The sequence below is a fragment of the Oceanobacillus indicireducens genome, from assembly GCF_014647195.1.
GTDB classification, from domain to species: domain Bacteria; phylum Bacillota; class Bacilli; order Bacillales; family Amphibacillaceae; genus Oceanobacillus; species Oceanobacillus indicireducens.
On record NZ_BMOS01000001.1, the window covers coordinates 185,577 to 207,964 of the forward strand.

Sequence of the window (22,388 nt, forward strand, 5' to 3'; positions counted from 1 at the left end):
TGAATCTAATTAAAAAAGCCGAGGCATAACTTACTAACAAGTTATGCCTCGGCTTTTTTTGTTGTCGATTTATTCTATAGTCTCGTTCCGACAAACCCCGGAAGGTTTAGTGAAAAGAAGTTGTTTATCGCATACAAGAACTGACAGACTTTTCATAGTGGCTGGTCTATACTTCAATTTACATCAAGCATAAACCCATCACGAATCAAATCGGGAGAAAGGGAGAGTGTATTGGCGATCTATCTTGACGCGGTATGGCTACTTAACTTCCTGCTGGATTACATGCTGCTGTTACTGACAGACAAATTAGCAAAATTACATACGAGTCGTTACCGCTTGGCTTTTGGTGCATTTGTCGCCTCATTGATAGTACCATTATCCATTTATTATCCGAACTCCTTTTTTACGAGTGTAATCGGCAAAGTCATTTTCTCCATCATCATTATTTTAAGCAGTTTCGGTTTTAAAACAATTTATCGGCTAGTGAAACTGGTCACTTTATTTTACATGATGAGTTTCGCTGTCGGCGGGGGATTGATTGCCCTCCACTTCCTTATCCAGCAGCCAATCACCGTTTCTGAAACAGGATTCGTCACGTATAACAAAGGGTTCGGTGATCCATTAAGCTGGTTGTTCATTGTTGTTTGCTTTCCGCTTGTTTGGATTTTTACGAAACAGCGTATGGACAAGCACGTACAAGATAAGATCCGTTATGATGCGACGATCCCAGTGACATTAAAAATCAACGGGGTGAGCCATTCCACGGAAAGTTTTATTGATAGCGGAAATCAGCTTGTCGACCCATTTACAAAAAAACCTGTCATCATATGTGACGAAACATTTTTATCTCCCTGGTTTGATAAGAAAGATTGGGAACAGCTTATGATTGCCCATGAAACATTGGATATGGATAAGATTCCAAGGCAATGGGTCGACCAATTACGGATTATTCCATATCAAGGGGTTGAAGGGGGGAATGGTTTTCTATTCACTATTATACCTGATGATATTACGATTTATTACGATAACAAAGAAATTTACACGACGGATTTTCTCGTCGGAATTCAATTTGGCAATTTAACCGGAGATGGAAGCTATCACTGTTTGTTACAGCCCGAACTGATCAAAACGGCTATTCACTATTCTGCATAATAGAAAGGGTAGATGGACATGTGGAAATTACGTTTGCGAATTTTATGGTATCGTTTATTATTTAAGCTGAAAATAAAATCAAGTGAAATTTACTATATCGGCGGTAAAGAAGCTTTACCTCCGCCCTTAAATAAAGAAGAGGAAGCGGAACTCTTGAAATTATTAACGAAAGGGGATCAATCGGCAAGAGCAGTATTGATTGAACGAAATTTACGCCTTGTCGTATATATTGCTCGTAAATTCGAGAATACTGGTATTAATATTGAGGACTTAATCAGCATCGGAACGATTGGACTCATTAAAGCAGTTAATACATTTAAACCAGAAAAGAAGATTAAATTGGCAACATATGCTTCCCGTTGTATTGAAAATGAAATTTTAATGTATTTGCGACGTACAAACAAATTGAAATCAGAGATATCTTTTGACGAGCCCTTAAATATTGATTGGGATGGAAATGAATTATTGTTATCCGATGTACTCGGAACAGAGGAAGATATTATAACGAAGAACCTTGAGTCTACAGTCGATAAAAATTTATTGCGGGATGCATTGTCCCAGCTTAACAAACGGGAGCAGCAAATCATGATGCTGCGCTTTGGTCTTCAGGGCCAAGAAGAAAAAACCCAGAAAGATGTAGCCGATATGTTAGGGATTTCGCAATCATATATTTCTAGGTTGGAGAAGAAGATTATTCGTAGACTTCAAAAAGAATTTAATAAAATGATGTAACCACATAGCTGACTTGACTTTGCTATGATTTCCCAATTTCTTACTTTTATCAGCCTGCATAAAAATCCTTTTAGAGGGAGATACTGACCTTGAACAGCATCGACATCTGGGAGGGTTGAACAGAAATGGCTAGACATAAAGTAGAGATTTGTGGTGTGGATACATCGAAACTACCTGTACTAACAAATGAAGAAATGAAAAAGTTGTTCATAAGGCTTCAGGAAAAGAATGATCTCTCGGCGCGGGAAGAGTTAGTAAATGGAAATTTACGACTTGTATTGAGCGTGATTCAACGCTTTAACAACCGCGGAGAATATGTTGATGATTTATTTCAAGTCGGTTGTATTGGACTAATGAAATCGATTGATAACTTTGACTTAGGTCATAATGTACGCTTCTCCACTTATGCGGTACCGATGATTATCGGTGAAATCCGTCGTTATCTCAGAGATAATAATCCAATCCGTGTATCCCGTTCGCTCCGGGATATCGCTTATAAGTCCCTGCAGGCGAGGGAACTCTTGATGAGTAAAACTTCAAGAGAACCGACACATAAAGAGATTGCCGAGGAAACAGGAATCCCTGAAGAAGACATTGTATTTGCCCTTGATGCAATTCAAGAACCAGTTTCCTTGTTTGAACCGATTTATAATGATGGGGGTGACCCGATTTATGTTGTCGATCAAATTAGTGATGAGAAAGACAAGGCGACTAACTGGGATGATAAAATATCGCTCAAGGAAGGTATCGTACAATTAAATGAACGGGAAAAGATGATTGTTAACAAACGATTTTTCCAAGGAAAGACGCAAATGGAAGTCGCTGACGAAATCGGAATCTCACAAGCGCAAGTATCAAGATTGGAGAAAGCGGCAATTAAGCAAATGAATAAACGAATGTTTGAATAGTATATAGATGAAAAGCTTCTAAAAGCAATAAAAAGCAGGTTTCCCACCTGCTTTTTTCTTTTGTCTTAAAATGGGATGCATCCGGCATATAGTGTAATAAGAGGGGTGAAATTTTATGATACGGTTGTCTGAACTGCAAATGAAGGAAGTTATTTCCGTTGTGGACGGAAGAAGATTAGGTTTCATCATTGATTTGGAAATTGATGTACGGACAGGTAGAATTATTGCGCTCATTCTTGCAGACCGCGATACAAAGGGTGGTTTCTTTGGAAAGGCTGAAGAAGTTCAAGTACTATGGAAGCAAATTTTACGAATCGGAACAGATGTTATTTTAGTGAAAGAGTCCTCCGATCAGCAGACATTGATGCTCCCATAAAAAAGATGTACATCTTTAAGTGTTATCTATTAGACAAAATATGATAAAATGAAGCAAAGTGGAGGGGGCGTGCTTGGAGATGGAACCTTTTATTATTAAAGAAAAGCAATTATTACGCTTAATTAACTGGAAAGGATTATCACCGTCACTCGTTGCCGGGATTACCACAAAAAATGGTGGTGTCAGTCAAGGAGACTTTTCAAGCTTTAATTGTGGTCTCCATGTTCAAGATGTTACAGAAGATGTATTAGAGAATCGGAGCACTCTTGCGGCATTAACCGGTTTTCCCTTGGAAAGCTGGGTTGTCGGCGAGCAAGTTCATGGAAATAAGGTACAACTTGTAACTGCCTCGGATAAAGGTAAAGGGGCGACATCAACAGCCTCAGCGTTAAAGAATACAGATGGCATTCTGACTAAAGAAAAAGGTCTCTTACTCACTGCTTTTTATGCAGATTGTATCCCCTTGTTTTTCTATGATCCGGAAGCAGAAATAATTGGGATCGCCCATGCGGGTTGGAAAGGTACCGTAAACGAAATAGCAAAAGAAATGGTTACACAATTTGAGAAAAATGGCTCTGTACGGGAGAATATTCTTGTTACGATTGGACCCGGCATCTCTCCAGAACATTATGAGGTTGATGAATATGTCGCATCCCAAATTACTGTAGATGTTCGTGAGAAGGTGCTTACTGATAAAGGTGGCGGGCACTATTCATTGGATCTGAAAGAGTTGAATAGGGAAATCCTTTTACATTGTGGCATATTAAGGCATAATATAGATATAACAAATTATTGTACGTATCGGGAGCATGATCTATTTTTCTCTCATCGACGCGACCAGGGACGAACCGGTCGAATGCTAGGATTTATTGGTATGCTGGAATAATGTTATGAAGGAGATTGTTATAAAAAATGGTTGTAGCAACGAATCTAGAGGAGATTACAAATCATATTGCAGCAGCTTGTGAGCGCAGCAATCGAAAAAAGGAAGACATTTCATTAATTGCTGTAACGAAATATGTTACAATTGAACGAAATAAAGAATTAGTTGCAGCAGGAATTAAAGATTTTGGGGAAAATCGAACGGAAGGATTTTTAGAAAAATATGAAGCAGTTGGGGAAGACGCGAATTGGCATTTCATTGGTACGCTTCAGTCAAGGAAAGTAAAGGATATCATTGACAAAGTCGATATGATCCATTCACTCGACAGGATATCGCTCGCTAAAGAAATAAATAAGCGTGCAACAGAGCCAATCGATTGCTTCGTACAAGTTAATGTAAGTGAAGAAGAGACGAAGCACGGTCTCAAAGTAGAAGAAGTAGAAGATTTTATTAAAGAAATCGAAAAGTATGACAAGGTTAGAGTTGTCGGCTTGATGACAATGGCCCCGCACGTGGAAGATAGAGAACTAATTCGCCGTGTCTTCCGCGAACTTGCAACTTTACGTGATACAATAAGAGATAAAAAATATGCTCATGCGCCGTGCCATTATTTATCCATGGGAATGAGTAATGACTATGAGATTGCAATTGAAGAAGGAGCAACCCACATTCGGATCGGTTCGAAGTTAGTCGGTGAATAAACCAACCCGTTAAGAAGAGGTGAGAAAATGAGTTTTAAAAATAAGATTAAAAACTACTTTACAATGGACGATGAGTATGAATACGAGTATATTGAAGAGGACAACTTGCCGGATAAAGTAACGCCTAAGCAAAAGTCTCAGAATGTCGTGAACCTGCAAAGTGTACAGCAGCCTGCTCAGAGAGTTGTCCTCTGTGAGCCGAGATCCTATAATGAGGCACAAGAAATAGCTGATAATATCGTCAATAAGCGGTCCGTTGTAATCAATCTGCAAAGAGTGGAAAACCACCAGGCAAAACGGATTGTGGACTTCTTAAGCGGTACTGTTTATGCCTTAAACGGTGACATACAGAAGCTTGGTGCAGAGACATTCCTCTGTACCCCTGAAAGTGTTGACGTAACAGGATCGATTTCTGAGTCCTATTTGTATGAAGACGAATTATAAAAAGAAAGGTAGTTTTTGATGAATCAACTCTTAGGTCTCTTTAGTTTTGCAATTTATATCTATTCTTGGATATTGATTATCTATATTTTAATGTCTTGGTTTCCGGGAGCACGGGAATCTTCATTTGGAGAATTAATCGGAAGAATCGCAGAACCATACTTAGAAATATTCAGACGCTTCATTCCGCCGTTAGGGATGATTGATGTTTCCCCGATTGTAGCGATCATCGTTCTGCGTTTCGCGGGAATGGGATTAGAAACATTCTTCCGGATGTTTTTCTAAAGTAATGAAATTAAAGGAAGTATGAAATGGATATTTATCAGCATTTTCGTAATGAGGAAGCCCCGTTCATTGATCAGGTCCTTTCCTGGAAAGAGCAAGTAGAACGGAGTTATATTCCGAAGCTCACTGATTTTTTAGATCCGCGTGAGCAGCAAATTGTTGAAACAATTATCGGTACGGGGAATGATGAACTGCAAATCGAAGCATTCGGGGGCTCCCCGCATACAGAAAGAAATAGAATGATTATTGCACCATTCTATGAAGAAATAACCGAGGAGAGTTTTCAATTAACACTTCTCGAGGCAACCTATCAGGAAAAATTTGTGACACTGACACACCGAGATGCGATGGGTGCCTTTCTATCTTCTGGTGTGAAGCGTGAAAAGCTTGGGGATATCTTTGTTGGAGATGGAACGATTCAAATTATCGTTGCGGCTGAAATAAGTCCTTATGTTGTGATGAATCTTACATCGGTGAAACATGCGAAGATCAAACTGGCGGAAAAAGAACTGGCAAGTGTCCGCATCCCTCGTCCGAATTGGGTCGAGTCTAGTAAGACGGTATCTTCACTCCGATTGGATACCGTTCTAAAAGAAATTTACCGTATGTCACGAAAGGATGCCCAACAAGCGATAGACCGGCAATTAGTTAAAGTGAATCATAAAGTAGTTCAAGATACAAAATATCCCCTTGGAGCGGGTGATTTATTGTCTTTTCGAGGTAAGGGACGAAGCAAAGTTATTCAGATCGAAGGACAGACAAAAAAAGAGAAATGGCGGATTACTACTGCGACATTGGAATAAAAAAATATCTGTTTATGCAGGATTTTTTTATTTTATGTCGAATTATAAAAGAGAGTCATATTAAAATAAATGAATAGGATTTCTTATACTTAGGGAGGTGGCCTTTGTGCCGTTAACACCGTTAGATATTCATAATAAAGAGTTTTCAAGTAAGTTCCGTGGTTATGATGAAGATGAGGTCAATGAATTCCTTGATCAAGTCGTGAAAGACTACGAAATGGTCATAAGGGAAAAGAAGAATTTAGAAGAGAAAGTTGAACTGCTTGAAGAAAAGTTAGGTCATTTCACAAATATTGAAGAGACCTTAAATAGATCAATCCTTGTTGCACAGGAAACTGCTGAGGAAGTGAAAGGCAACGCAACAAAAGAATCTAAGTTAATCATTAAAGAAGCTGAAAAGAATGCAGATCGCATCATTAACGAAGCATTAAGCAAATCAAGACGAATTGCAATGGATGTGGAGGAATTGAAGAAACAAGCGAAAGTATTCCGCACCCGCCTGAAAGCAATTGTCGAAGCACAGCTTGATATGATTGAAACGAACGATTGGGACGAGCTTTTCGAAGCTGAAATTGGTGATGAGGATGAATTATTAAAAAATAACGCATAGTAGGCTTGACGACAAAGGATTTTTTACATATAATTCATACAAGTAAACATTATGTGATAGATACAGTGACGGAGACAGTATAAAAGTATATGTCTGGTAAGCGAGTCAGGGAAAGGTGGAAGCCTGATACAGATAGCTTTTAGAACATCACTCCTGATGTATCCACTATGAAATGATAGTAATAGTGGACGGCTCATCACCGTTAAGAGATTCTTGAGTGAATTTAAATATGTCATTTAAATTTATAAGGGTGGTACCGCGAGTCTTCTCGTCCCTTTTGGGATAGAGAGGACTTTTTTGTTACCACTCAACTTTCATACTAAAAAACAATTGCTTTCATTCAGCGTAAGTGATACTGCTCGTTCTCGTGGCTAGATTTCTAATCGCCGTTCAGTTGCCCGGTGGACGGATGCTTTCCGCGGGCACAGCCGAAGCCTCGACGCACAGGACGTGCTAATGCAGACGTTGCCACAGGACGTGGCGAACTTAGTCTGCCTCGGGCTACCGCCCTGCGGGGTCTCCGGACTCGTGCTATTCCCGCAGGAGTCACCGTCCACCGGGCAACTGAACTGGTAGAGAGGGTTATTATTAACGGAAACTATCCCACTATGATGAGAGTTCTATTCCTTAAATGAAAAATAGTGTTCCAAATTCGGCCTTCCCTGGGAGCAGTCCAGACACCTCGAGGCTCCTGCGGGAGGATAGGCATAGGTGAGACCCCGCAGGGCGACAGCCCGAGGAGGCTCACCAGCCGCCCGCGGAAAGCGAGAGGTGTCCCCGGAAAGAGAGTTGCGCACTTACGCTGAATGAAGGAGTAGTTGGTTGTTTCAGACGATGAAAGTTGAGTTATGATGATTTGTTTATAAATTATGCCGAAACGAATTTGAAGGAGGAAATGCATGATGGATTATAAAGAAACCTTAATGATGCCGAAAACAAAGTTCCCAATGCGTGGAAACTTACCAAATAAAGAACCCGTACGCCGTGAACAATGGGAAGAAGATAATATCTATGAAAAAGTGCAGGAACGTACGAAAGGTCGCCCATTATTTATTCTTCATGATGGACCACCATATGCGAATGGAGATTTGCATATCGGGCATGCCTTGAACAAAATTTTAAAAGACTTCATCATTCGTTATAAGTCGATGACCGGTTACCACGCACCATATATTCCTGGTTGGGATACGCACGGATTACCGATTGAAACGGCACTCACAAAGAAAAAGAAGATTAATCGAAAGGAAATCCCTGTACCGGAATTCCGTAAACTCTGTGAAGAGTATGCATTAGAGCAAATTGACAATCAACGGACGCAGTTTAAATCATTAGGTGTCCGCGGTGACTGGGATAATCCTTATATTACACTCACAAAAGACTTTGAAGCTGCACAAATTAAAGTATTCGGTGAAATGGCGAAAAAAGGCTACATTTATAAAGGATTAAAGCCAGTCAACTGGTCTCCTTCATCTGAGTCTGCACTTGCTGAAGCGGAAATTGAATACTACGACAAACGCTCCCCATCCATTTATGTTACGTTCGAAGTAAAAGATGGAAAAGATGTGTTAACTGAAGGAGAAAAAATTGTTATCTGGACAACAACACCATGGACACTTCCAGCCAACCTTGGAATCAGTGTTCACCCGGACCTCGAATATGTCGTAGCAGAAGTCGAGAACGAAAAATATGTAGTTGCTGAATCATTACTTGAGACGGTGGCTGAAGAGCTAGGGTGGAGTAATCCACAAGTTGTTAAACAGTTTAAAGGACAAGAAATTGATAAAGTTGTCGCAAAACACCCATTCTATGACCGTGATTCACTTGTCATGCTTGGTGACCATGTAACGACAGAAGCTGGTACTGGTTGTGTCCATACTGCACCAGGACACGGGGAAGATGACTTCTATGTAGCTCAGAGTTATGGACTGGACGCACTATCTCCAATTGATGACCGTGGAGTATTTACAGCCGATGCACCAGGTTTTGAAGGAATGTTCTATGATAAAGCGAATAAAGCAATAACAGAGAAATTAGAGGAAGTCGGTGCATTATTAAAGCTTACCTTCATTACGCACTCCTATCCTCATGACTGGCGGACGAAGAAACCGACTATTTTCCGTGCAACACCACAATGGTTTGCATCGATTAAAGATTTCCGTCAAGATATTCTTGAAGAAATTAAAAATGTCGAATGGTTCCCGAAATGGGGAGAAACTCGTCTGTATAACATGGTAAGAGATCGCGAAGACTGGGTCATTTCAAGACAGCGAACTTGGGGTGTACCAATTCCAGTTTTTTACGCGGAGGATAATACACCAATCATTATAGAAGAAACGATTAATCATGTATCTGAACTATTTAGAGAGCACGGTTCTAATATCTGGTTTGAAAAAGAAGCGAAAGATTTATTGCCAGAAGGATTTACTTCTCCGCATAGTCCAAATGGAGAGTTTACGAAAGAAACGGATATTATGGACGTATGGTTTGACTCCGGTTCAACCCATGAGGGAGTATTAATGAATCGTAAAGATCACCGCCGTCCAGCTGATATTTATTTAGAAGGTAGTGACCAGTATCGTGGTTGGTTCAACTCATCCATATCTACTGCAGTTGCTGTAACAGGTAAAGCACCTTATAAATCGATCGTCAGTCATGGATTTGTCCTTGATGGAGATGGCAGGAAAATGAGTAAATCATTAGGAAACGTCATCGTTCCAGGTAAAGTATTGAAACAATTAGGTGCAGACATTTTGCGTCTTTGGGTTGCATCAGTCGATTACCAGGCTGACGTTAGAATTTCGGATGATATTCTAAAACAAACCTCAGAAGCATACCGGAAGATTAGAAATACATTCCGCTTCATGTTGGCAAACTTAGCTGATTTTGACCCTGCAACGGATCAGGTGCCTGAGTCAGAGATGGAAGAAATTGATCTATTCATGCTTAATCGTTTGCAGGAAGTATTGGCTGATGCACGTAATTCTTACGAGGTTTATGAATACTCGCCAATCTTCCACGAAGTTCATAACTTCTGTTCCGTAGATTTAAGTTCCTTCTACCTGGACTTTGCGAAAGATATTCTTTATATCGAGAAACCGGACGATAGACGTAGACGTAGTATCCAAACAGCATTTTATGAAATCTTGACAACACTTGTTAAGCTGCTTACACCTATTATTCCGCATACAGCTGAAGAAGTATGGGAATACATTCCAGGGGTCGAAGAGAAGTATGTCCAATTGACAGATATCCCGGAACCAAGAGAAATAAAAGGATTAGACAAAGCGAAATGGGACCAATTCATGAATGTACGCGATGATGTATTGAAAGCATTAGAAGAAGCCAGAAATGACAAATTGATCGGTAAACCATTAGAAGCTAAAGTAACATTGGTTCCCCGTGATGAAGAAACGAAAAAAGTATTGGAATCAATGGAATATCTCCATCAATACTTGATTGTTTCAGAGGCAGTAATTAAAGGTGAAGAACCAAAAGCGAAAGAATACCGCTATGTAAACGTACTTGTCGAAGTACATCCTGGTGAAAAATGTGAACGTTGCTGGGTATCATCCGAAACAGTCGGACAGGACCAAGATCATCCAACCCTTTGCACCCGCTGTGCATCTGTTGTTAAGGAATATTACGAAGCTTAATAACAAGACTGCTTCTTCTACTTGAAGGAGCAGTCTTTTCATTTGATGACTCATGTTTACCACGCATTAACGTTCTATAATACCCCCACTGAATGAAGTTTCACTGTACGAATAAACCAAGAACACTCGTGATTTCAGGCATGAGAGGTTCTGTCTTGTGTTTCATATCTGTACAGTATAAGATAAATAAAGGAAAAAAATTAATCGAAGCATTTTTCGGAGGTTGCTGCATGCTGACATATTATCTCATCGCCTTAGCGATTATTGCACTGGATCAAATTACGAAATGGCTGGTTATTATTAATATGGAACTTGGAGAAAGCATTCCTATCATTGATGGATTCTTTCATTTAACTTCACACCGTAATAGTGGAGCAGCCTGGGGGATTTTAGAAGGACAAATGATTTTCTTTTATATCATTACCCTCGTATTTATTGCCGCAGCCGTTTACTATATGCATAAATATGCCCATGATAATAAACTGCTCGGAATCTCCTTAGGTATTATTATTGGGGGAGCAATTGGTAACTTTATCGATCGATTGTTCAGACATGAAGTAGTGGATTTTGCTGATTTTACTATTTTTAATTATAATTTCCCCATCTTTAATGTTGCGGACTCGGCACTGACAATCGGTGTAATCTTAATTATTATTGTAACAATTATTGAGGAACGAAAAGAAAAAAGGAAGGAAAAGGAAAAAGCATGAGTTTTCAAACCCATACTGTAACACCGGAACAAAATCAAATAAGGATAGATAAGCTGTTATCTGAAATAAATCCCGACCGCTCCCGGTCCCAAATTCAGATATGGATTGCAGAGGGCTACGTGGAGGTGAATGAACGACAAGTTAAAGCAAATTATAAATGCGAAGAAGGGGACGTCATTGAGTGGCAAATTCCGGAAGTGAAAGCTCTTGAAATTACAGCGGAAAATATTCCACTTGATATTATGTATGAGGACAGTGACCTGCTTGTCGTGAATAAACCGCGAGGAATGGTCGTACACCCGTCAGCTGGACATGGCTCAGGAACTTTAGTGAATGCACTCCTTTACCACTGTAACGATCTTTCAGGTATTAATGGTGTAGAACGGCCAGGGATTGTCCACCGATTAGATAAGGATACGAGCGGATTGTTAGTTGTTGCGAAACACGATCAAGCACATATCGGCTTATCAGAGCAATTTGCAAACCGGGAAGTGGAAAGGAAGTATATTGCGCTTGTTCATGGAGAAATCCCTCATGAAACAGGGATAATTGACGCTCCAATCGGAAGAGATCCGAAGAATAGACAACGGATGGCTGTCGTTGATAATGGCAAGTCAGCTGTTACCAATTTTCATGTACTGAAACACTTCCCAGATTATTCATTTATTGAATGTAAGCTGGAGACCGGAAGAACGCACCAAATCCGTGTGCATATGAGATATATCGGTTATCCGCTTGTTGGAGATCCATTATATGGCCCTAGAAAGACGATTGATTTAGGTGGTCAAGCGCTCCATGCTAAAAAGGTAGGTTTCACCCATCCGATCACAGGAAAATGGCTGGAATTCGAATCAGCCATTCCGACCTATTTCAATGATGCGTTAAAAATAATTGAGAAAATGTATTGACATATGAATCAAAGTTTGAAATAATATATAGAAATAAGAAGACCTTTAATCATAGTCCCGTGAGGCTAAAAAGGATCGGTAAAAATGCTGTCATTTTATGAATCCCTTTTTCCTCATGTGAAAAAGGGATTATTTATATGGAGAACATAGGAGGAAACCAAGCGAATGAAGAAGAAAGCAACCGTTCTCGATTCCCCAGCAATGAACCGGGCGCTAACGCGGATGGCTCATGAAATACTTGAAAAAAATAAAGGGGCAGATGACCTGATCCTTGTCGGAATCAAAACGCGTGGGGTACCACTTGCAAAACGTCTTCAGCAAAAAATTAAACAAATTGAAAATATTACCGTTCCAACGGGTGAACTGGACATTACACTATACCGTGACGACCTAGAAAAGGTGACGAGTAATGATGAACCCGAACTGAAATCTTCAAGTATCGATGTAGATGTTAGTGGGAAACTTGTTGTCCTAGTAGATGACGTGCTGTATACCGGACGAACGGTCCGTGCGGCGATGGATGCAGTGATTGACCTTGGGAGACCATCCCAGATTCAGCTCGGTGTGTTGATAGACCGGGGACACCGCGAATTACCGATTCGTGCAGATTATGTAGGAAAGAATATACCTACTTCAGAGAAGGAAATTATTGTCGTTCAGTTAGATGAGGTAGATGAAGATGACCATGTTTCCATTTATGAAAAATGAATAACGAAACAACTTTTAACTAAATCCAGAGAGATTTAAAAGGTTGCGATTTTACATGTCTGATACACGGGATATGTCTATCTTCTTGCAGCCTTATTGCAAGAAGATTTTTTTATGCCAACTTAAGCTATTCGAAAAAATGGAGGGAGAAAGATGAGACATTTTATTTCAGTAGACCAATTGACAACCGAGGAGATTTATTCCATTTTACAGGATGCAGAGAAACTTCGAAACAACGATTACAAACTTGAACGGCAACTATTTGCGGCTAATCTGTTCTTTGAACCGAGCACAAGAACGAAAATGAGTTTCGTTGTAGCGGAGAGAAAATTAGGGATAGAAAATCTGGACTTCCACTCGCAAAACTCTTCCGTATTGAAAGGGGAGTCCCTCTATGATACGGCAAAGACCTTTGAAGCAATCGGAGCAGACTTCTTAGTCGTCCGCCACGAAGAAGATGATTGGTATAAAGAATTGGAAGGAAAATTGTCGATTCCGTTAATTAATGGTGGGGCAGGAGCGAAAGAGCATCCGACTCAAACGATGCTTGATTTACTAACGATTTATCAAGAATTTAAAACCTTTAAGGGCTTAAAAATTGCGATCGCTGGAGATATCAAGCATAGCAGAGTAGCAAGGTCAAATGCTGTTTGTTTACAGAAACTTGGGGCGGAAGTATATTTAAGTGCGGCACAGGGGATGGAAAGAGATGTACTAGAATTTCCTTATCTTCCAATTGATGAAGCGGTTGAAGTGTGTGATGTTGTCATGCTTTTACGGATTCAGCATGAGCGCCACGAACATTCGGTGAATACGTATGACTATTTAGAGCAATACGGATTAACAAAAGAGAGGGAGAGCAGAATGAAAGATAACGCAATCATTATGCATCCGGCTCCGATTAATCGCGGTGTGGAGATTGATACGGAACTCGTGGAATGTGAACGGTCACGAATCTTTAAACAGATGAACAATGGAGTTTACGTAAGAATGGCAATCATCATCAATGTATTGAATGAATGGGGGATTTTAAGTGACAAAGCTACTGAAAAATATCAAACTGCTATCTGAGACAGGTGAAATGATCCACAAAGAAATATTAATAGAGGATAATAAGATATCGCAAATTGCAGATAAAGTAAATGTTAGTGCGGAAGAAGTAATCGATGGGCAAGGAAAACTCGCCTTGCCAGGTTTCATCGATGTCCACATTCATTTAAGAGAACCTGGCGGAGAACATAAGGAGACAATTCAAACAGGGACAATGGCAGCTGCAAGAGGTGGTTTTACAACAGTTGCTGCCATGCCGAATACAAATCCCGTCCCGGACAGTCGTGAAAAAATAGATAATTTACTAGCAAAGATTGAAGAAGATGCAATTATACGTGTCCTTCCATATGCTTCTATTACAAAAGGACTCGAAGGAAAAGAACTTACAGATTTAGAAAGTCTCGGGGAAGCTTTTGCCTACACGGATGATGGGGTCGGTGTCCAGACTGCTGACCTCATGCTCCAAGCAATGAAGCGAGCCGCAAAGCTTGGTAAAGCGATTGTCGCTCACTGTGAGGATAATTCGATTGTCTATAATGGAGTTGTTCATGACGGGGAAGTGAGTGAACGCCTCAATTTGCCAGGTCTACCTGGAATCAGTGAATCTGTGCAGATTGCAAGGGACGTCCTGTTAGCGGAAGCAGCAGGCTGTCATTATCATGTATGCCATGTCAGTACGAAAGAATCTGTTCGAGTTATTCGGGATGCGAAGCGAGCGGGGATTAACGTAACAGCTGAAGTGACACCGCATCATTTAATACTAAATGAACAAGATATTTTATCAAACGACGCTAACTTTAAAATGAATCCGCCATTACGGGCAAAAGAAGACCAGGAAGCATTACTTGAAGGGTTACTTGACGGCACGATTGATCTAATTGCGACTGACCATGCACCTCATGCTGAAGATGAGAAAGCCCTTGGTTTCTTACAAGCACCATTTGGGATTACTGGACTCGAAACTGCTTTCCCGCTACTTTACACCCATTTAGTAAAGACAGGAAAATTAAGCTTGAAGCTGCTTGTCGACTATTTGACGGTTAAGCCGGCGCAAGTTTTTGCATTGCCATATGGTCGGCTTGAAGTTGCTGAGTTTGCAGATATCACGCTAATCGATTTAACCGAAGAATGGACGATTGATAAACATACGTTTTATTCCAAGGGGAAAAATACACCATTTAACGGTTGGAACGTATTTGGAAAACCGGTACTCACAATCGCAGGTGGGAAAGTCGTATACGAAGACGAATCCGTCTTTGTTCAGCTATGAAAAATACAGAGAATGAGGGCTGGAAAAACATGCGTAAAGTCAAAATGAAACTTTTAGAAATACGAGAAATTGCCAAAGATACGATTGAAATGAAGCTTACGGATAATTATATAACGGAAGTGGCAAAACCAGGTCAATTTATCTCGATTGCCTTACCAAACTATACGTTGCCCCGACCGATTTCTATTGCAAATATTGATCGGGACAAGCAGGAATTAACTCTATTATTTAAAATTATGGGAAAAGGAACAAATGAACTTGCTGGATTTATCCCTGGAGCAGAAATTGACTGTTTTGGCCCGAATGGTAATAGTTTTCCTCTAATGTCAGGAGAAATGACTAAAGTGTTATTAATTGGCGGAGGAATTGGAGTGCCGCCATTATACTATCTTGGTAAACAATTAAAGAAGCAAGGAATTAAGGTTGTTTCCATTCTCGGCTTTCAATCCAGTGAAAATGTTTTCTATGAAAAGGAATTCGCAAGATTGGGAGAGACGTTTATTGTAACGGATGACGGCTCCTATGGAATGAAAGGATTTGTGACAGATGCAGTGACCAGTGTTCCTAGTTTTAATGCTTATTATGCATGTGGACCAACGGGTATGCTACGCGCGTTAACTACACAATTGCATAATAAAACGGGCTATATTTCTTTGGAGGAACGAATGGGTTGCACAGTCGGTGCTTGTGCAGCTTGTGTTATACCAACAACAGAGGGTGGCTACAAGAAAATCTGCCATGATGGGCCAGTCTTTGCAGCTGAGGAGGTCATTTTATGATTGATTTACAAGTCGAATTGCCCGGCTTAAAATTAAAAAATCCTCTTATGCCTGCTTCGGGCTGCTTCGGGTTTGGCAGAGAGTATAGTAAATTTTATGACTTAAGCCTACTCGGTGCTGTCATGATGAAAGCTGCTACAGGGGAAGAGCGCTCAGGAAATCCAACACCAAGGGTTGCAGAAACGAGTAGTGGGATGCTGAATGCAATTGGTTTACAGAATCCCGGAGTAGCTAAGATTATTAAAGAAGAAGTACCGTTTCTAGCAAATTATGATACAGCTGTCATAGCGAATGTTGCCGGTAGCACAGTTGAAGAATATGAAGAAGTTGCAACTAAATTTAATCAAACCTCAGATGTGCATGCACTGGAACTAAATATTTCCTGCCCGAATGTGAAAGAAGGCGGGATTCAATTTGGAACAGACCCTGAAATGGCAAAGCATGTTACAGAAAAGGTAAAGCAAGCAAGTAATAAACCGGTTTACGTAAAGCTTTCCCCGAATGTGTCTAATATTGTTGCGATGGCAAAAGCGGTGGAAGAAGCCGGTGCAGATGGACTGACGATGATTAATACCTTAACAGGCATGCAGTTGCATCTCCCGTCAAGGCGTCCACTTATTGCAAATAAAACAGGCGGTCTTTCCGGTCCGGCAATAAAGCCGATTGCAATCCGGATGATTTATGAGGTAAGACAAGCAACAAACATTCCGATTATCGGTATGGGGGGAATTCAAACGGCAGAAGATGTACTTGAATTCCTGCTCGCTGGAGCAAATGCAGTTGCAGTCGGAACAGCAAATTTCCAAAATCCACTTATCCTTCCAGAACTTATTTCAGAGTTGCCGGAAGTACTGCGGAAATATGGTTTCAGCTCGGTTAAAGAAGCGGTTGGAAAGGCGGTTATTGAATGACGAACTCAATTTATCTAGCATTAGATTTTCCAGATTGGGAGGAAACGGAACAATTCCTTACCCGTTATAATTTGCAAGGTGTGCCGGTAAAAGTCGGGATGGAGCTTTTTTACAGGGAAGGAATCGCGATGATTGAAAAATTGAAGGCGAATAATCATTCGATTTTCCTTGATTTAAAACTCCATGATATCCCGACAACGGTTCAACGGGCAATGAAGAATTTAGCGAAGTTGGATGTGGATATCGTCAATGTACATGCCCTTGGTGGTTCAGAAATGATCAAACGCGCGAAAGAGGGATTGCTTGCAGGTGGCGCTAGTCAAACGAAACTGCTTGCAGTTACAATACTTACGTCGATGAATGAGCGAGCCATGCAGGAGGAACTAGGGCTTCAACTTGCATTGGATGAGCAGGTCGAGAAGCTAGCGAGCCTTTCTAATGCAAGTGGGGCTGACGGTGTTGTTTGTTCCGTTCACGAGGCAGAAGGAATTAAGCGATTATGTGGGGATGACTTTTTAACGGTAACGCCAGGAATCCGTTTAAAGACATCTGAACGAGATGATCAAGAAAGGGTCGCAACTCCTTCTGAGGCAAGACGATTAGGAGCCGACTACCTTGTGATGGGAAGAAGCATCACTAGAGCAGCTGATCCGAAAGCAGCTTATCATAAAGCGATAAAGGAGACTGTTATACATGGTAATTGAAAAAGAACTTGTCCAAGACTTACTGGATATTCGCGCAGTACAAATTAATGTGAAGGATTATTTCACTTGGACTTCTGGTGTGAAATCACCGATTTATTGTGACAATCGACTAGTTATGTCATACCCGGAAATTCGCAAAAAAGTTACAGATGGATTTATCGCCCGACTAGAAGCAAATAATTGGAGGCCAGACGTAATCGCCGGTTGTGCTACAGCAGGGATTCCGCACGCTGCATGGTTAAGCACTGCGCTTGACTTGCCGCTTGTTTATGTACGTTCCAAACCGAAAGCCCACGGGAAAGGAAATCAAATTGAAGGAATCATCGAGCCCGGTCAGCGTGTCGTTGTCATCGAAGACCTTATTTCGACAGGTGGATCCGCGATTCAAGCTGCACAAGCTCTCACTGCTGCTGGAGCAGATGTTACCGGTGTGTTGGCTATTTTTTCTTACGGATTAGAAAAGGCCTCGGCTAACTTCAAAGCAGCTAATTTCATTCACGAAACCGTAACGAATTTTGATGAACTACTAGAAGCATTAACGATCAGTGGTGAGTTAAGTAATGAAGAAATGCATGAATTATTAAACTGGCGAGATACATTAAACTAACACCGAGTGAAGGGAAATCCTTTCATTCGGTTTTTTTAACTCCGCTGTCCGAAACAGTAGTTATTCATGTTGTAACCAGTAAAAACGATGATCCATCAAGCTTATAGTGGCAATTCTATCAACTTGATACGTTCTTCCAATAACTCATTCTTAAAACTAACGACTTATTCCTGTATTCCATGTAAAAGTTTGGACTCGCTCCTTTATTTCAATGCTCTAACCGCCGTTCAGTTGCCCGGGGGATAGATGTTTTCCCATTAAACTAAGATGAACGCACTGATGGGAAAATAACTCCGGGTTATTTTCCGATTAAAGTACGTTGAACGTACTAACGGGATAATAAAATTCGGTTATTTTCCCATTAAAGTGAGATGAAGGTGCAAAAGGGAGAATAAAACACGGTTATTTTCCGATTAAAGTAAGATGAACATGCTAACGGGAGAATAAAACACGGTTATTTTCCCATTAAAGTAAGATGTACATGCTAATGGGAGTGTAATCTGAAATAGTGAGCCAAATATGGCCTTTCCTCGGAGCAGTCCAGACACCTCGAGACTCCTGCGGGAGGCCGGCTAAGTACGGTCGCGTCCTGTGACCAATGCCGGCATTAAAACCTCCTGTTCGTCGATAGGCCTAGGTGAGACCCCTTAGTGCTCAGCCCGAGGAGGCTCACCAGCCGCTCAGCAGGTGCGAGAGGTGTCTGGACTGCGGACCTCCAGAAGTAAATTGCACACACTTACGTCAGTTGAAAGTCAGTGGGTGATAGGAGTAATTTCCTTTTTCTATTTTACGAGAATTAAATTGTAAATTCATTAAACTGTCAGTTTTCACCTGTACCGATTTACTGAATCTTATCCGTGATTCCTTTATAATAGATGTATCCAAATCAAATAAGGGTGTTAACATGAAAATAACGGACTATGAACTATTGATCAAACTAAATGAAATTGGCACGATTCGTGGCACTGCAAAGGTTGTGCTCATTTCACAACCGGCCGTTACCCAGCGCTTAAAATACATTGAAGAATATTTCGGAGTACAAATATTTTTAAGAACATCCAAACGTTTAAAACTTACTCCAGCAGGTGAAATTATTTTAGAGCACGCAAAAGAGGTAATCGAGAGAGAAGAATATATATTAAATAAACTTGCAAAGTCTAGTAAAGAAGTACATGGAACACTGTCAATCGCCTGTTCATCACTAATTAGTCAACGCTTTCTACCAAAGATTTTAGGAGCATACACAAATCAGTTTCCAAAAGTTGCTATCGATCTAGTAACAGGTATTAGTGAAGATATTCGACTTGATCATAAAAATTACGATGTCTGCATTATCCGAGGCGATAAATTAAAGGAAAGTACCTGTATACGTCTATTTGCCGACCCTCTTTATATTTTTGACACTGAACCATTTCCAGAAGATGGTGTGAAGGAAAGGCCTTTGATTTCATTTAAAAGTGATGATAGTATGCATGAATTAGTTGATAACTGGCTTTACTATCAGCAAGCATCAATTAAACCGCTGAAGACGATGACGGTAGATCAAATTGAGACGTGTAAGCAATTCATGAAGCAGGGAATAGGTATGGCGGTTCTGCCCAAGAGTGTTTCGGATTCCATGATGGAAGAATATCCGCATCTTCCTCTCATGTTGGATGGAAAAAGCGTCACTCGTGATACATGGGTTTGTTATCAGGAAGATTCAAGACAACTGCCACAAGTGAATCATTTTATTGAAGCATTGACTGCTACTATATTTCTATAATGTTTTATCTTTCTATAAATGTGGAAGATATATACTATATTAGAAAAGGAGTGGTAGTTAATGAGTGATGTACTCTTCACTTCAAGTGCAACAGCTAAAAATGGACGGGAAGGTCATGTGCAATCTTCGGATGGCATACTAGACCTTGAACTTGTTAATCCCTTGCAGGATAAGAATGGGAAAGGATCGAATCCAGAGCAATTATTTGCGGCTGGATATTCCGCTTGTTTTGACGGGGCATTGAACCTCATTGCCTCCAAAAAAGATAAACGGATTGATTCGGAAACGACTGCTGAGGTTAGTTTTATGAAGGACGAAAGTGATGGTGGCAATAAAATAGGCGTGACGTTGAAAGTTAAAATCAGCGGTGTCAGCCCAGAAGATGCCGAGGAACTAGTTCAAGCGGCACATCAAGCTTGTCCTTATTCCAAAGCAACAAGAGGAAATGTTGATGTCAAACTAGTTCCACAAGCAGTAGAATAACTAATACACACAGAAAAGGATTATTCCCTCTCATAAGGAATAATCCTTTTCTGTGTCTGATCACCTAGATTTACATATAGGGTTAGAACGTTCTACCGGAAGTCCAAGATAGAGTCTCAACGTATCGGATCCCAGGATACACTTTAATTTGTTTTCCATTCATATCGAATCAATTGGAGTAGTATAAATGTATTCAGTGTCGAAAAATTACTTTTTCTGTCGATGTTGCTCTACGAATTTGGCGGAGGGGGTGACGAATAGGGTTTTTTGGTTGTCGTAGGTGACATAGCCTGGTTTCGCCCCGTTTGGTTTTTTCACATGACGAATCAACGTGTAATCCACTGGAACCGAGGAGGAATTTTGTGACTTGCTGAAATAAGCTGCAAGTTTCGCCGCCTCGAGTAACGTTTCCTCACTGGGGTCTGTATGCCGAATAACAACATGTGAGCCCGGTATATCCTTCGTATGCAGCCAAATCTCATCGCGGCGTGCGAGCCTCATCGTTAAATACTCATTTTGTTTATTATTCTTACCAACAAGAATTTCCGTTCCATCAGAAGCGATAAATGTTTCCGGTACCGGTTTGTGAACCTTGTTCTTCCGGCTTTTTGTCCGTTGTTTTCTTAAATACCCTTCATCCCTAAGTTCTTCTCTAATTTCCTCAATATCCTCTTCCCCAGCCACATCAATCTGTTGTAGCAGCCGATCAAAGTAATCAATTTCTTCTTGCGTTTTTTTAATTTCTGTCTGAACAATTTTTCGTGAATTCTTCAGCTTTTGGTAATTCTTAAAGAAGCGCTGGGCATTTTCACTAGGTGAAATTTGCGGATTAAGTTCGATTTCCACTTCATTCTGTTCCGGATCATAATAATCGATTACTTTTACAACCGTGTCTCCTGGCTTTACAAGATGGAGATGAGCGGTCAGCAGTTCGCCGTATTTTTGGTAGACATCCGCTTTTTCAGCTTTTTTCAATGTTTGGTAATGTTTTTTTAATTTCCGTTCGTTTTTATTTATTTCATTACGGATGAAGCGGGAAAGATCTTTCGCTTGTTGCTTCACTCTGTCTCTTTCGGCTTTTCCGGAATAGAAGCTGTCTAGCATCTCGCTTACCGAATTGAAATTTTGTTTTGTTAGTTTGTCTACTGTAATTTCTATAACATGGTAATCTTCACGATCATTTATATAGATTGTCGGTTGAAAGTTATTTGCAATCACGTCGTGGTTAATTTCTTCAAACTTATCCTTATAAACGGACATATCACCAAGTTTAGCCCTTCTCACAATTTCTTTCGTGATAAAAGGAGAGTAGCCCGTAAGATGCAGGACAAGTTGTCTGTCTATTTTACCAGCATTGAAATCAATCCGTTTAATTAGATCCTCACCATCAATTTCTAATGGATTCAACTTATCTTGCTCAGGCGGCTTAATATAGTCATGTCCTGGAAGAATGGTCCTATGGCGGTTCTGTGCCATGGAAATATGTTTCATGCTGTCAATAATTTTCCCTGTCTCTTCGTTAACGAGAATGATATTACTATGTCTTCCCATCAGCTCAACAATTAACTGTTTCTCACTTTGGTCACCGATTTCATTTCTTGTAGTAAAAGAAAAAGTTATGACGCGTTCCAAACGATCTTGCTCAATCGAATTTATCGTTGCGCCACCAAGGTGCTTTCTAAGCACCATACAAAACATCGGCGGCTCTTTCGGATTGATGTAACTGTCCTTTGTAATATGGATCCGTGCATACGTTGGATGTATGGAAAAGAGTAGGCTTTGGTTAACTCCTTGACTCCGAATCGTAAAAATAAGTTCTTGGGCTGTCGGTTGGTAGATCTTTGAAATTTTCCCCGGTAGTAATAGATCTTGTAATTCATTTGTTACTGCTCGTGTAACAATACCGTCAAATGGCATATCAATCACCTCATTGTAAATTATAGCATTAA

At 40.4% G+C, this 22,388-nt stretch carries 23 protein-coding genes and 1 other annotated feature; of the genes, 22 read left to right on the forward strand and 1 reads right to left on the reverse strand.

What is annotated here, in order from left to right:
• Positions 1 to 231: 231 nt before the first annotated feature.
• The 22 genes from spoIIGA (at position 232) to IEX94_RS00995 (ending at position 20,439) form a co-directional block, all read left to right on the forward strand.
• The gene (spoIIGA, locus tag IEX94_RS00890) at positions 232 to 1,152 is read left to right on the forward strand and encodes a sigma-E processing peptidase SpoIIGA (RefSeq protein WP_188855651.1); all 921 of its coding nucleotides are present in this window, start codon (positions 232 to 234) and stop codon (positions 1,150 to 1,152) included.
• Between the two features lie 12 nt (positions 1,153 to 1,164).
• A complete protein-coding gene (sigE, locus tag IEX94_RS00895) occupies positions 1,165 to 1,884 on the forward strand; it encodes an RNA polymerase sporulation sigma factor SigE (protein ID WP_156855529.1) in 720 nt (239 codons plus the stop codon).
• A gap of 125 nt (positions 1,885 to 2,009) precedes the next feature.
• Entirely contained in the window at positions 2,010 to 2,792 is a 783-nt protein-coding gene (gene sigG / locus IEX94_RS00900) for an RNA polymerase sporulation sigma factor SigG (protein ID WP_188855652.1), read from the forward strand.
• A 115-nt stretch (positions 2,793 to 2,907) separates the two neighbouring features.
• On the forward strand, positions 2,908 to 3,168 hold the full coding sequence (locus IEX94_RS00905; RefSeq protein ID WP_188855653.1) for a YlmC/YmxH family sporulation protein: 261 nt from the start codon (positions 2,908 to 2,910) through the stop codon (positions 3,166 to 3,168).
• 79 nt (positions 3,169 to 3,247) lie between these two features.
• A complete protein-coding gene (gene pgeF, locus IEX94_RS00910) occupies positions 3,248 to 4,054 on the forward strand; it encodes a peptidoglycan editing factor PgeF (protein ID WP_188855654.1) in 807 nt (268 codons plus the stop codon).
• A 26-nt stretch (positions 4,055 to 4,080) separates the two neighbouring features.
• The gene (locus IEX94_RS00915; protein WP_188855655.1) at positions 4,081 to 4,752 is read left to right on the forward strand and encodes a YggS family pyridoxal phosphate-dependent enzyme; all 672 of its coding nucleotides are present in this window, start codon (positions 4,081 to 4,083) and stop codon (positions 4,750 to 4,752) included.
• Between the two features lie 27 nt (positions 4,753 to 4,779).
• Positions 4,780 to 5,196 carry a cell division protein SepF gene (locus IEX94_RS00920; RefSeq protein WP_188855656.1) on the forward strand — a complete coding sequence of 139 codons (417 nt, stop codon included), beginning with the start codon at positions 4,780 to 4,782 and terminating at the stop codon, positions 5,194 to 5,196.
• A gap of 18 nt (positions 5,197 to 5,214) precedes the next feature.
• Complete coding sequence (locus IEX94_RS00925; RefSeq protein ID WP_188855657.1) at positions 5,215 to 5,478, forward strand: YggT family protein; 264 nt, start codon at positions 5,215 to 5,217, stop codon at positions 5,476 to 5,478.
• A 26-nt stretch (positions 5,479 to 5,504) separates the two neighbouring features.
• Complete coding sequence (locus tag IEX94_RS00930; RefSeq protein WP_188855658.1) at positions 5,505 to 6,281, forward strand: YlmH family RNA-binding protein; 777 nt, start codon at positions 5,505 to 5,507, stop codon at positions 6,279 to 6,281.
• 106 nt (positions 6,282 to 6,387) lie between these two features.
• Positions 6,388 to 6,891, forward strand: a complete 504-nt coding sequence (locus IEX94_RS00935) for a DivIVA domain-containing protein (RefSeq protein ID WP_188855659.1) — start codon at positions 6,388 to 6,390, stop codon at positions 6,889 to 6,891.
• Positions 6,892 to 6,947: 56 nt separating this feature from the next.
• Positions 6,948 to 7,170: a binding site (T-box leader), on the forward strand.
• 623 nt (positions 7,171 to 7,793) lie between these two features.
• Entirely contained in the window at positions 7,794 to 10,544 is a 2,751-nt protein-coding gene (gene ileS / locus IEX94_RS00940; protein WP_188855769.1) for an isoleucine--tRNA ligase, read from the forward strand.
• 230 nt (positions 10,545 to 10,774) lie between these two features.
• Positions 10,775 to 11,254, forward strand: coding sequence for a signal peptidase II (gene lspA, locus IEX94_RS00945; RefSeq protein ID WP_308425556.1), 480 nt, complete (start codon positions 10,775 to 10,777; stop codon positions 11,252 to 11,254).
• Complete coding sequence (locus IEX94_RS00950; protein WP_188855660.1) at positions 11,251 to 12,162, forward strand: RluA family pseudouridine synthase; 912 nt, start codon at positions 11,251 to 11,253, stop codon at positions 12,160 to 12,162. Before lspA ends, IEX94_RS00950 begins: the two co-directional genes overlap by 4 nt.
• 165 nt (positions 12,163 to 12,327) lie before the next feature.
• Positions 12,328 to 12,870, forward strand: coding sequence for a bifunctional pyr operon transcriptional regulator/uracil phosphoribosyltransferase PyrR (pyrR, locus tag IEX94_RS00955; protein ID WP_188855661.1), 543 nt, complete (start codon positions 12,328 to 12,330; stop codon positions 12,868 to 12,870).
• Between the two features lie 153 nt (positions 12,871 to 13,023).
• The gene (locus IEX94_RS00960; RefSeq protein WP_188855662.1) at positions 13,024 to 13,941 is read left to right on the forward strand and encodes an aspartate carbamoyltransferase catalytic subunit; all 918 of its coding nucleotides are present in this window, start codon (positions 13,024 to 13,026) and stop codon (positions 13,939 to 13,941) included.
• Between the two features lie 10 nt (positions 13,942 to 13,951).
• Positions 13,952 to 15,190, forward strand: a complete 1,239-nt coding sequence (pyrC, locus tag IEX94_RS00965) for a dihydroorotase (RefSeq protein WP_308425560.1) — start codon at positions 13,952 to 13,954, stop codon at positions 15,188 to 15,190.
• A gap of 29 nt (positions 15,191 to 15,219) precedes the next feature.
• Positions 15,220 to 15,969, forward strand: a complete 750-nt coding sequence (locus IEX94_RS00970; protein ID WP_188855664.1) for a dihydroorotate dehydrogenase electron transfer subunit — start codon at positions 15,220 to 15,222, stop codon at positions 15,967 to 15,969.
• Positions 15,969 to 16,880, forward strand: a complete 912-nt coding sequence (locus IEX94_RS00975; RefSeq protein WP_308425561.1) for a dihydroorotate dehydrogenase — start codon at positions 15,969 to 15,971, stop codon at positions 16,878 to 16,880. The genes IEX94_RS00970 and IEX94_RS00975 overlap by 1 nt, the downstream gene beginning before the upstream one ends.
• A complete protein-coding gene (pyrF, locus tag IEX94_RS00980; RefSeq protein ID WP_188855666.1) occupies positions 16,877 to 17,584 on the forward strand; it encodes an orotidine-5'-phosphate decarboxylase in 708 nt (235 codons plus the stop codon). Before IEX94_RS00975 ends, pyrF begins: the two co-directional genes overlap by 4 nt.
• Positions 17,574 to 18,191 (forward strand): orotate phosphoribosyltransferase, encoded by a 618-nt coding sequence (gene pyrE / locus IEX94_RS00985; protein ID WP_188855667.1) that lies wholly within the window; start codon positions 17,574 to 17,576, stop codon positions 18,189 to 18,191. The genes pyrF and pyrE overlap by 11 nt, the downstream gene beginning before the upstream one ends.
• A 904-nt stretch (positions 18,192 to 19,095) precedes the next feature.
• A complete protein-coding gene (locus tag IEX94_RS00990; RefSeq protein WP_188855668.1) occupies positions 19,096 to 19,956 on the forward strand; it encodes a LysR family transcriptional regulator in 861 nt (286 codons plus the stop codon).
• Between the two features lie 60 nt (positions 19,957 to 20,016).
• On the forward strand, positions 20,017 to 20,439 hold the full coding sequence (locus IEX94_RS00995; protein ID WP_188855669.1) for an organic hydroperoxide resistance protein: 423 nt from the start codon (positions 20,017 to 20,019) through the stop codon (positions 20,437 to 20,439).
• 207 nt (positions 20,440 to 20,646) lie between these two features.
• On the opposite strand, the gene IEX94_RS01000 is transcribed toward IEX94_RS00995, so the two are convergent.
• The gene (locus IEX94_RS01000; protein ID WP_188855670.1) at positions 20,647 to 22,356 is read right to left on the reverse strand and encodes an Rqc2 family fibronectin-binding protein; all 1,710 of its coding nucleotides are present in this window, start codon (positions 22,354 to 22,356) and stop codon (positions 20,647 to 20,649) included.
• Between the last annotated feature and the right edge of the window lie 32 nt (positions 22,357 to 22,388).

Bases quoted from the DNA above. Each gene is read 5' to 3' on its own strand.
- IEX94_RS00990 (WP_188855668.1), top strand. From the start codon at position 19,096: ATGAAAATAACGGACTATGAACTATTGATCAAACTAAATGAAATTGGC.
- IEX94_RS00960 (WP_188855662.1), top strand. From the start codon at position 13,024: ATGAGACATTTTATTTCAGTAGACCAATTGACAACCGAGGAGATTTAT.
- IEX94_RS00995 (WP_188855669.1), top strand. From the start codon at position 20,017: ATGAGTGATGTACTCTTCACTTCAAGTGCAACAGCTAAAAATGGACGG.
- IEX94_RS00905 (WP_188855653.1), top strand. From the start codon at position 2,908: ATGATACGGTTGTCTGAACTGCAAATGAAGGAAGTTATTTCCGTTGTG.
- lspA (WP_308425556.1), top strand. From the start codon at position 10,775: ATGCTGACATATTATCTCATCGCCTTAGCGATTATTGCACTGGATCAA.
- IEX94_RS01000 (WP_188855670.1), bottom strand. From the start codon at position 22,356: ATGCCATTTGACGGTATTGTTACACGAGCAGTAACAAATGAATTACAA.
- sigG (WP_188855652.1), top strand. From the start codon at position 2,010: ATGGCTAGACATAAAGTAGAGATTTGTGGTGTGGATACATCGAAACTA.
- IEX94_RS00930 (WP_188855658.1), top strand. From the start codon at position 5,505: ATGGATATTTATCAGCATTTTCGTAATGAGGAAGCCCCGTTCATTGAT.
- pyrC (WP_308425560.1), top strand. From the start codon at position 13,952: ATGATCCACAAAGAAATATTAATAGAGGATAATAAGATATCGCAAATT.
- pyrE (WP_188855667.1), top strand. From the start codon at position 17,574: ATGGTAATTGAAAAAGAACTTGTCCAAGACTTACTGGATATTCGCGCA.
- IEX94_RS00915 (WP_188855655.1), top strand. From the start codon at position 4,081: ATGGTTGTAGCAACGAATCTAGAGGAGATTACAAATCATATTGCAGCA.
- pyrF (WP_188855666.1), top strand. From the start codon at position 16,877: ATGACGAACTCAATTTATCTAGCATTAGATTTTCCAGATTGGGAGGAA.
- pgeF (WP_188855654.1), top strand. From the start codon at position 3,248: ATGGAACCTTTTATTATTAAAGAAAAGCAATTATTACGCTTAATTAAC.
- sigE (WP_156855529.1), top strand. From the start codon at position 1,165: ATGGACATGTGGAAATTACGTTTGCGAATTTTATGGTATCGTTTATTA.
- ileS (WP_188855769.1), top strand. From the start codon at position 7,794: ATGGATTATAAAGAAACCTTAATGATGCCGAAAACAAAGTTCCCAATG.
- IEX94_RS00920 (WP_188855656.1), top strand. From the start codon at position 4,780: ATGAGTTTTAAAAATAAGATTAAAAACTACTTTACAATGGACGATGAG.
- IEX94_RS00925 (WP_188855657.1), top strand. From the start codon at position 5,215: ATGAATCAACTCTTAGGTCTCTTTAGTTTTGCAATTTATATCTATTCT.
- IEX94_RS00970 (WP_188855664.1), top strand. From the start codon at position 15,220: ATGCGTAAAGTCAAAATGAAACTTTTAGAAATACGAGAAATTGCCAAA.
- pyrR (WP_188855661.1), top strand. From the start codon at position 12,328: ATGAAGAAGAAAGCAACCGTTCTCGATTCCCCAGCAATGAACCGGGCG.
- IEX94_RS00950 (WP_188855660.1), top strand. From the start codon at position 11,251: ATGAGTTTTCAAACCCATACTGTAACACCGGAACAAAATCAAATAAGG.